Source organism: Nocardia sp. NPDC058114 (assembly GCF_042884695.1).
Taxonomy (GTDB): domain Bacteria; phylum Actinomycetota; class Actinomycetes; order Mycobacteriales; family Mycobacteriaceae; genus Nocardia.
Map to the genome: position 1 here is coordinate 1 of NZ_JBHVTK010000026.1, position 5142 is coordinate 5142.

1 tRNA gene and 3 rRNA genes are annotated in these 5142 nt (G+C 52.6%); all 4 read left to right on the forward strand.

The features are described from left to right. Window positions 1-82 precede the first annotated feature (82 nt). The 4 genes from ACFVVI_RS35615 to ACFVVI_RS35630 all read left to right on the forward strand — a co-directional run bounded on the left by ACFVVI_RS35615 (window position 83) and on the right by ACFVVI_RS35630 (window position 5068). Window positions 83-1631 (forward strand): 16S ribosomal RNA (locus tag ACFVVI_RS35615). Window positions 1632-1806: 175 nt separating this feature from the next. Next, window positions 1807-4736: ribosomal RNA gene (locus ACFVVI_RS35620) — 23S ribosomal RNA — on the forward strand. A 50-nt stretch (window positions 4737-4786) separates the two neighbouring features. Next, a 5S ribosomal RNA gene (gene rrf, locus ACFVVI_RS35625) occupies window positions 4787-4902 on the forward strand. Together the 16S, 23S and 5S rRNA genes with 1 tRNA gene alongside form the textbook arrangement of a ribosomal RNA operon. A 92-nt stretch (window positions 4903-4994) precedes the next feature. Next, window positions 4995-5068 (forward strand) — tRNA-Trp (locus tag ACFVVI_RS35630). The last annotated feature ends 74 nt before the right edge of the window (window positions 5069-5142 follow it).

The window sequence follows — 5142 nt, forward strand, 5'->3', positions numbered from 1 at the left end:
TAAACAAACAAAAACGTCAACAAACAATATTTTTTAGTTTCTTTTAGAAACTAAGCCAACGTAACAAATGAGCTAATCAACTTTCTTGGAGAGTTTGATCCTGGCTCAGGACGAACGCTGGCGGCGTGCCTAATACATGCAAGTCGAGCGAACCGATGGGAGCTTGCTCCCTGATGTTAGCGGCGGACGGGTGAGTAACACGTGGGTAACCTGCCTGTAAGACTGGGATAACTCCGGGAAACCGGGGCTAATACCGGATGCTTGTTTGAACCGCATGGTTCAGACATAAAAGGTGGCTTCGGCTACCACTTACAGATGGACCCGCGGCGCATTAGCTAGTTGGTGAGGTAACGGCTCACCAAGGCAACGATGCGTAGCCGACCTGAGAGGGTGATCGGCCACACTGGGACTGAGACACGGCCCAGACTCCTACGGGAGGCAGCAGTAGGGAATCTTCCGCAATGGACGAAAGTCTGACGGAGCAACGCCGCGTGAGTGATGAAGGTTTTCGGATCGTAAAGCTCTGTTGTTAGGGAAGAACAAGTGCCGTTCAAATAGGGCGGCACCTTGACGGTACCTAACCAGAAAGCCACGGCTAACTACGTGCCAGCAGCCGCGGTAATACGTAGGTGGCAAGCGTTGTCCGGAATTATTGGGCGTAAAGGGCTCGCAGGCGGTTTCTTAAGTCTGATGTGAAAGCCCACGGCTCAACCGTGGAGGGTCATTGGAAACTGGGGAACTTGAGTGCAGAAGAGGAAAGCGGAATTCCACGTGTAGCGGTGAAATGCGTAGAGATGTGGAGGAACACCAGTGGCGAAGGCGACTTTCTGGTCTGTAACTGACGCTGAGGCGCGAAAGCGTGGGGAGCAAACAGGATTAGATACCCTGGTAGTCCACGCCGTAAACGATGAGTGCTAAGTGTTAGAGGGTTTCCGCCCTTTAGTGCTGCAGCTAACGCATTAAGCACTCCGCCTGGGGAGTACGGTCGCAAGACTGAAACTCAAAGGAATTGACGGGGGCCCGCACAAGCGGTGGAGCATGTGGTTTAATTCGAAGCAACGCGAAGAACCTTACCAGGTCTTGACATCCTCTGACAACCCTAGAGATAGGACGTCCCCTTCGGGGGCAGAGTGACAGGTGGTGCATGGTTGTCGTCAGCTCGTGTCGTGAGATGTTGGGTTAAGTCCCGCAACGAGCGCAACCCTTGATCTTAGTTGCCAGCATTCAGTTGGGCACTCTAAGGTGACTGCCGGTGACAAACCGGAGGAAGGTGGGGATGACGTCAAATCATCATGCCCCTTATGACCTGGGCTACACACGTGCTACAATGGACAGTACAAAGGGCAGCGAAACCGCGAGGTTAAGCCAATCCCACAAATCTGTTCTCAGTTCGGATCGCAGTCTGCAACTCGACTGCGTGAAGCTGGAATCGCTAGTAATCGCGGATCAGCATGCCGCGGTGAATACGTTCCCGGGCCTTGTACACACCGCCCGTCACACCACGAGAGTTTGTAACACCCGAAGTCGGTGGGGTAACCGTAAGGAGCCAGCCGCCTAAGGTGGGACAGATGATTGGGGTGAAGTCGTAACAAGGTAGCCGTATCGGAAGGTGCGGCTGGATCACCTCCTTTCTAAGGATTTTAACGGAATATAAGACCTTGGGTCTTATAAACAGAACGTTCCCTGTCTTGTTTAGTTTTGAAGGATCATTCGATTCTTCGAGATGTTGTTCTTTGAAAACTAGATAACAGAAGTAATTCACATTCAATTAGTAATGCAAGATATCACGTAGTGATTCTTTTTAACGGTTAAGTTAGAAAGGGCGCACGGTGGATGCCTTGGCACTAGGAGCCGATGAAGGACGGGACTAACACCGATATGCTTCGGGGAGCTGTAAGTAAGCTTTGATCCGGAGATTTCCGAATGGGGAAACCCACCACTCGTAATGGAGTGGTATCCATATCTGAATACATAGGATATGAGAAGGCAGACCCGGGGAACTGAAACATCTAAGTACCCGGAGGAAGAGAAAGCAAATGCGATTCCCTGAGTAGCGGCGAGCGAAACGGGACCAGCCCAAACCAAGAGGCTTGCCTCTTGGGGTTGTAGGACACTCTATACGGAGTTACAAAGGAACGAGGTAGATGAAGCGATCTGGAAAGGCCCGCCATAGAAGGTAACAGCCCTGTAGTCAAAACTTCGTTCTCTCCTGAGTGGATCCTGAGTACGGCGGAACACGTGAAATTCCGTCGGAATCCGGGAGGACCATCTCCCAAGGCTAAATACTCCCTAGTGACCGATAGTGAACCAGTACCGTGAGGGAAAGGTGAAAAGCACCCCGGAAGGGGAGTGAAAGAGATCCTGAAACCGTGTGCCTACAAGTAGTCAGAGCCCGTTAATGGGTGATGGCGTGCCTTTTGTAGAATGAACCGGCGAGTTACGATCCCGTGCAAGGTTAAGCAGAAGAGGCGGAGCCGCAGCGAAAGCGAGTCTGAATAGGGCGAATTGAGTACGTGGTCGTAGACCCGAAACCAGGTGATCTACCCATGTCCAGGGTGAAGTTCAGGTAACACTGAATGGAGGCCCGAACCCACGCACGTTGAAAAGTGCGGGGATGAGGTGTGGGTAGCGGAGAAATTCCAATCGAACCTGGAGATAGCTGGTTCTCTCCGAAATAGCTTTAGGGCTAGCCTCAAGGTAAGAGTCTCGGAGGTAGAGCACTGATTGGACTAGGGGCCCCTACCGGGTTACCGAATTCAGTCAAACTCCGAATGCCGATGACTTATCCTTGGGAGTCAGACTGCGAGTGATAAGATCCGTAGTCGAAAGGGAAACAGCCCAGACCACCAGCTAAGGTCCCAAAGTATACGTTAAGTGGAAAAGGATGTGGAGTTGCTTAGACAACCAGGATGTTGGCTTAGAAGCAGCCACCATTTAAAGAGTGCGTAATAGCTCACTGGTCGAGTGACTCTGCGCCGAAAATGTACCGGGGCTAAACGTATCACCGAAGCTGCGGACTGTTCTTCGAACAGTGGTAGGAGAGCGTTCTAAGGGCTGTGAAGCAAGACCGGAAGGACTTGTGGAGCGCTTAGAAGTGAGAATGCCGGTATGAGTAGCGAAAGAGGGGTGAGAATCCCCTCCACCGAATGCCTAAGGTTTCCTGAGGAAGGCTCGTCCGCTCAGGGTTAGTCGGGACCTAAGCCGAGGCCGAAAGGCGTAGGCGATGGACAACAGGTTGATATTCCTGTACCACCTCCCCGCCGTTTGAGTAATGGGGGGACGCAGTAGGATAGGGTAAGCGCGCTGCTGGATATGCGCGTTCAAGCAGTTAGGCTGATGAGTAGGCAAATCCGCTCATCATGAAGGCTGAGCTGTGATGGCGAGCGAATTATAGTAGCGAAGTTCCTGATTCCACACTGCCAAGAAAAGCCTCTAGCGAGGTGAGAGGTGCCCGTACCGCAAACCGACACAGGTAGGCGAGGAGAGAATCCTAAGGTGATCGAGAGAACTCTCGTTAAGGAACTCGGCAAAATGACCCCGTAACTTCGGGAGAAGGGGTGCTCTGTTAGGGTGCAAGCCCGAGAGAGCCGCAGTGAATAGGCCCAGGCGACTGTTTAGCAAAAACACAGGTCTCTGCGAAGCCGTAAGGCGAAGTATAGGGGCTGACGCCTGCCCGGTGCTGGAAGGTTAAGAGGAGCGGTTAGCGTAAGCGAAGGTGCGAATTGAAGCCCCAGTAAACGGCGGCCGTAACTATAACGGTCCTAAGGTAGCGAAATTCCTTGTCGGGTAAGTTCCGACCCGCACGAAAGGCGTAACGATCTGGGCACTGTCTCAACGAGAGACTCGGTGAAATTATAGTACCTGTGAAGATGCAGGTTACCCGCGACAGGACGGAAAGACCCCGTGGAGCTTTACTGTAGCCTGATATTGAATTTTGGTACAGCTTGTACAGGATAGGTAGGAGCCTGAGAAGCCGGAGCGCTAGCTTCGGTGGAGGCGTCGGTGGGATACTACCCTGGCTGTATTGACCTTCTAACCCGCCGCCCTTATCGGGCTGGGAGACAGTGTCAGGTGGGCAGTTTGACTGGGGCGGTCGCCTCCTAAAGGGTAACGGAGGCGCCCAAAGGTTCCCTCAGAATGGTTGGAAATCATTCGTAGAGTGTAAAGGCACAAGGGAGCTTGACTGCGAGACCTACAAGTCGAGCAGGGACGAAAGTCGGGCTTAGTGATCCGGTGGTTCCGCATGGAAGGGCCATCGCTCAACGGATAAAAGCTACCCCGGGGATAACAGGCTTATCTCCCCCAAGAGTCCACATCGACGGGGAGGTTTGGCACCTCGATGTCGGCTCATCGCATCCTGGGGCTGTAGTCGGTCCCAAGGGTTGGGCTGTTCGCCCATTAAAGCGGTACGCGAGCTGGGTTCAGAACGTCGTGAGACAGTTCGGTCCCTATCCGTCGCGGGCGCAGGAAATTTGAGAGGAGCTGTCCTTAGTACGAGAGGACCGGGATGGACGCACCGCTGGTGTACCAGTTGTTCTGCCAAGGGCATCGCTGGGTAGCTATGTGCGGACGGGATAAGTGCTGAAAGCATCTAAGCATGAAGCCCCCCTCAAGATGAGATTTCCCATTCCGCAAGGAAGTAAGATCCCTGAAAGATGATCAGGTTGATAGGTCTGAGGTGGAAGTGTGGCGACACATGGAGCTGACAGATACTAATCGATCGAGGACTTAACCAATTTGAATGTATGCTTACTGTTATCTAGTTTTGAGAGAACACTCTCAATGGTTTGGTGGCGATAGCGAAGAGGTCACACCCGTTCCCATACCGAACACGGAAGTTAAGCTCTTCAGCGCCGATGGTAGTTGGGACTTTGTCCCTGTGAGAGTAGGACGTTGCCAGGCTTATATATCGGAGGATTAGCTCAGCTGGGAGAGCACCTGCCTTACAAGCAGGGGGTCGGCGGTTCGATCCCGTCATGACTGCTACTTTTTATAGGGGCATAGTTTAAAGGTAGAACTACGGTCTCCAAAACCGTCAGTGTGGGTTCGATTCCTACTGCCCCTGCCATTTTGGAGTTATCTTTTAACTCACACGCGGGTGTGGCGGAATTGGCAGACGCGCCAGACTTAGGATCTAGTGTC